This is a genomic window from Mesorhizobium sp. M7A.F.Ca.CA.004.04.2.1 (assembly GCF_004022825.1).
Taxonomy (GTDB): domain Bacteria; phylum Pseudomonadota; class Alphaproteobacteria; order Rhizobiales; family Rhizobiaceae; genus Mesorhizobium.
On the sequence record NZ_RZPH01000641.1, the window covers coordinates 1 to 3,567 of the forward strand.

4 protein-coding genes are annotated in these 3,567 nt (G+C 62.6%); all 4 read right to left on the minus strand.

What is annotated here, in order from left to right; all coding sequences use genetic code 11:
• The coding region (locus EN893_RS24375) for a F0F1 ATP synthase subunit A (RefSeq protein ID WP_128361827.1) at positions 1-576 on the minus strand (576 nt) is incomplete at its 3' end.
• Positions 577-635: 59 nt separating this feature from the next.
• The gene (locus EN893_RS24380) at positions 636-1,043 is read right to left on the minus strand and encodes an AtpZ/AtpI family protein (protein ID WP_127272330.1); all 408 of its coding nucleotides are present in this window, start codon (positions 1,041-1,043) and stop codon (positions 636-638) included.
• A gap of 254 nt (positions 1,044-1,297) precedes the next feature.
• Entirely contained in the window at positions 1,298-2,479 is a 1,182-nt protein-coding gene (locus EN893_RS24385) for a cell wall hydrolase (RefSeq protein ID WP_127270764.1), read from the minus strand.
• A 143-nt stretch (positions 2,480-2,622) separates the two neighbouring features.
• Positions 2,623-3,567, minus strand: a 945-nt coding sequence (locus EN893_RS24390) for an MFS transporter (RefSeq protein WP_164901067.1), incomplete at its 5' end; no start/stop codon positions are given.

Sequence of the window (3,567 nt, forward strand, 5' to 3'; positions counted from 1 at the left end):
CACTTTCAGCGTGATGTGGCCGGCGAGCATGTTGGCGAACAGACGAACCGAGAGGCTGACCGGGCGCGACACGAAGGAGATCACTTCGATCAGCACCACCAGTGGCAGCAGGAAGACCGGCACGCCATGCGGCACGAACAGTTTCAGGAAGCCGAGACCATGCTTCATGAAGCCGTAGACGACCACGGTTGCGATCACCAGCACGGCAAGGCCGAAGGTGACGATGATGTGGCTGGTGACGGTGAAGAAATACGGGAACAGGCCAAGCAGATTGGCGACGAGCACGAACATGAACAGCGAGAACACGAGAGGGAAGAACTTCATGCCTTGCGTGCCGGCGGCATCGCGCAACATGTTGCCGACGAACTCGTAGGCCATCTCGGAGACCGACTGAAGCCGCCCGGGAACCAGGCTGCGGCTTGACGTCGTGAGAAACAGGAATCCAGCCGCGACGATAACGGTTGCGACCATGAACAGTGCCGAATTGGTGAAAGACAGGTCATAGCCCCCGATGTCGATCGGAATCAGCTTGTTGATATGGAACTGGTGGATCGGATCGACCTTGTCAGCTGCCACGTTCAAACCCCGTCAATGCCGCGTACGGCCTCGTTACCATTACCGCACATGGTGCGCGGTCATTTCTTGTCGTCTTGGCCACGGCGCGATTTATCGCCCTGTCCAAATTCTGCCACAACGCCGGCGGAACGCATCACATTGAGCACTCCGGCGCCAAAACCAAGCAGCAGAAACACGATCAGACCCCATGGCGATGTCCCCGCCAGACGGTCGATGATCCAGCCGATGCCGGCACCCACCACCACCCCGGCGATAAATTCGCTGGAGAGTTTGAGCGCCTGACCGTAACCGGCCACACTGCCCGCTTTCGCGTCGTCTTTCCCCTCGAGCCGGCCCGGCCGCCTTGTCGCAAGCGAAGCTTCAAGGTCACGGCGGCGGCGCTCAAGATCGTCGTCGCGGATGTCGGGCTCATGCTGATTGCCGCGGCCGGTTTTTCCGGTTCCGTCTGGCCCATTCTTGTCGGCCATCGCACCCCCCCTGCCCGGTCAGACCGTCACCGTCCGTCCGCTTCTAAAGTCGCCGGCAACATAGTTAGAGGGTTTGCGCCCGTCAAGCCACGGGCGGAAGTTCATTGCCATGTATTTTAGGCAATAAAATCAATGAATTAGAAAGGTGCGACATCGTGCCCGCCATGATGACGAAGATGCATGGCGCGAATCCCCCGCGCAATGGCCCTTTGATCGGCTGCGCGCCACATCAAAGATCAGCGGCTACTCCGCACTCAGCTCCAGCCGCCGCCATAGGTCCGATAGAAGATATGCAGGCCGATCTTGGTCATCTTCTGCATCGTGCGCGCCCAGCCGGGATGGACATATTGCGCATAGTAGTGGGTCGACGATCCGACCTCCGGGATGAAGATCTTGCCGGCAGTGACGGCCATGGCGATCTCCTTGGCGGTCTTGTAGGCGGCTGGGCTATCGATGCGCTTCTTCCTGCCGTCGCAGGCGAAGGAGAACTGGCAGCGGTTGAACCAGCTGTCGTTCTGGTAGACGACGCCGCAGATCGAATTCGGATAGGTCGGGTTGCGGACGCGGTTGAGGATGACCTGGGCGACGGCGGCCTGGCCGCGCACGGATTCGCTCCTCGCCTCGAAATAGATGCCGTTGGCAAGGCATGCCTGCTCCTTCTGGGAGAAGACACTGGCGGGCAGCGGGTTCTGGATCCACGAATGATCGCCCTTGGCCATCGGCGGAATGAAGCGGCCCTCATTGGGCTGCTCGTCCTGAAGCAGGGCTTCGAAGGGCGATGCCTTGGCATAGTCAGGCTCGGACTGCGCGTAGGCGGTGGCCAGCACGTCCGGATGGTCGTTGTTGACCAGCGCTGCCAGCATGGCCGGCACGCCGGGATCCGGCTTCCTGTCCTCGCGCGCATGGAATGCCGCGGCGATCTGGATTTCCTTGCCTTTGATCTGCGGCTTGGCGAAAGCCATTTTCAGGCCGCTGTCCATGCTGGGCCGCAGCAAGGAGGAGGTGCGCTCGAAGATCGAGCCGGCGTTGAAGTTCTTCGGCGGTGCGACGGGAGACATCTGGACGATGCGCCCTTTCTTCTCGGCGCGCACGACGCGGTCCTCATCGGGCGTGCCGCTGACCTTGCCGCCCTTGCCGCGAAACGACACGTTGCCGACACCGGCCAGGTGGACACCCGATCCGGAGATGGAGCCGGTGACATCAGAATCGACAAAGGGCATCTCGGCCGCATGGGTCGAGCCGGCGACGGATTTCTCGACATAGGAATTCCAGCGGGTGTTCGCTTCGAGGCCGGAGACAAGGCTCGTCATGTCCTGATAGGCGACGATGGTCGGAAAGCCGATCCAGATGCCGAGACCGATGACGAACGGGGGCAGAAAGCCACGTCTTCTCTCACCGGCGGCGGCAACCAGCCGCTTCAACACACGTCGATGCACGGAACACTCTCCAGGAACGCGACAGACCCCACTGGAGAGCAAAATGATGCATTAACCTTGATGGGACGTTAACGGCTTCGATCGGATTGTTCTCAGCCGGCTTCAGGTCGTGGTTCCGAAGTCGGGCGGTTTTGCGGCCGAACTCAGGCCGGACGCAGGAAGATCGGCCGGGCGATCAGCGCGCAGATGGCGGCCGCCAGCCAGACGCCGGACCAAGACCAAAGGTGCAAGAGCCCCGGAATGGCCACCGGCACCAGGAAGAAGCCTACGAAAACAAAGGTGTTGGCAAGGCTGAGCGCGGTCCCGACATGGCTGGCCCCGGCAAGGGTGGCAAGCTCGGTGTAGGCGACGCCGTGCCAGGAAGAGACCGAGATGCCTGCGACAATTAGCACGACTGGAAGGACCGCCAACCAGATGAGCTGGCCGCCCGGAACGGTTGGGCCGAACAGGACCAGCAGCCAAAGCATGGCGAAGGCAAGGGCGCTGAACGCGCTGCACAAGCGAAGAAATTGGCGGCGGTTGCCGTGACGGTCGGTGAAGCGGCCGCTCCAGATGCGCATGACCATGGCGCCGATCTGAACGGCGGCGAGGCTCGCGCCGATTGCCGCCGTTCCCAACCCAACGAAATCGTGCAGGAACACGGAAGCGAAGGTGAGCACGGCCACCTGCGGAAAGCAGAGCAGGCCGATGGCGGTCGCGATACGCCAGACATCGCGATTGCGCAGCGGCGCCGGTCCGGCCACAGCCGAAGCGAGATGGCCCTCGCCCGCCGTCGGCGGCTCGTGCAGCCAGCGCCAGGCGAACAGGGCAGACAGAGCGGATGCGCCCGCCAGCACCCCGAACACCGCGCCAAAGCCGAAAGCCAGCGCAAGCGAGGGCAGCACGAGCGCGCCAAGGCCACCGCCAAGCGGCACCGCCGTCTGCCTGACGCTCATGGCGAAGCCGCGCTCGTTTTCCCGAAACCAGCCCATGATGGCGCGGCCGCTCGAACCGTTGACGCTGCCGCCGAGCAGTCCGGTGATGAGCAGGCTCGCGGAGAGTAGCGTGACGCCGGGAATACCGGACTTCGTCGGCACAACCAGCATCGC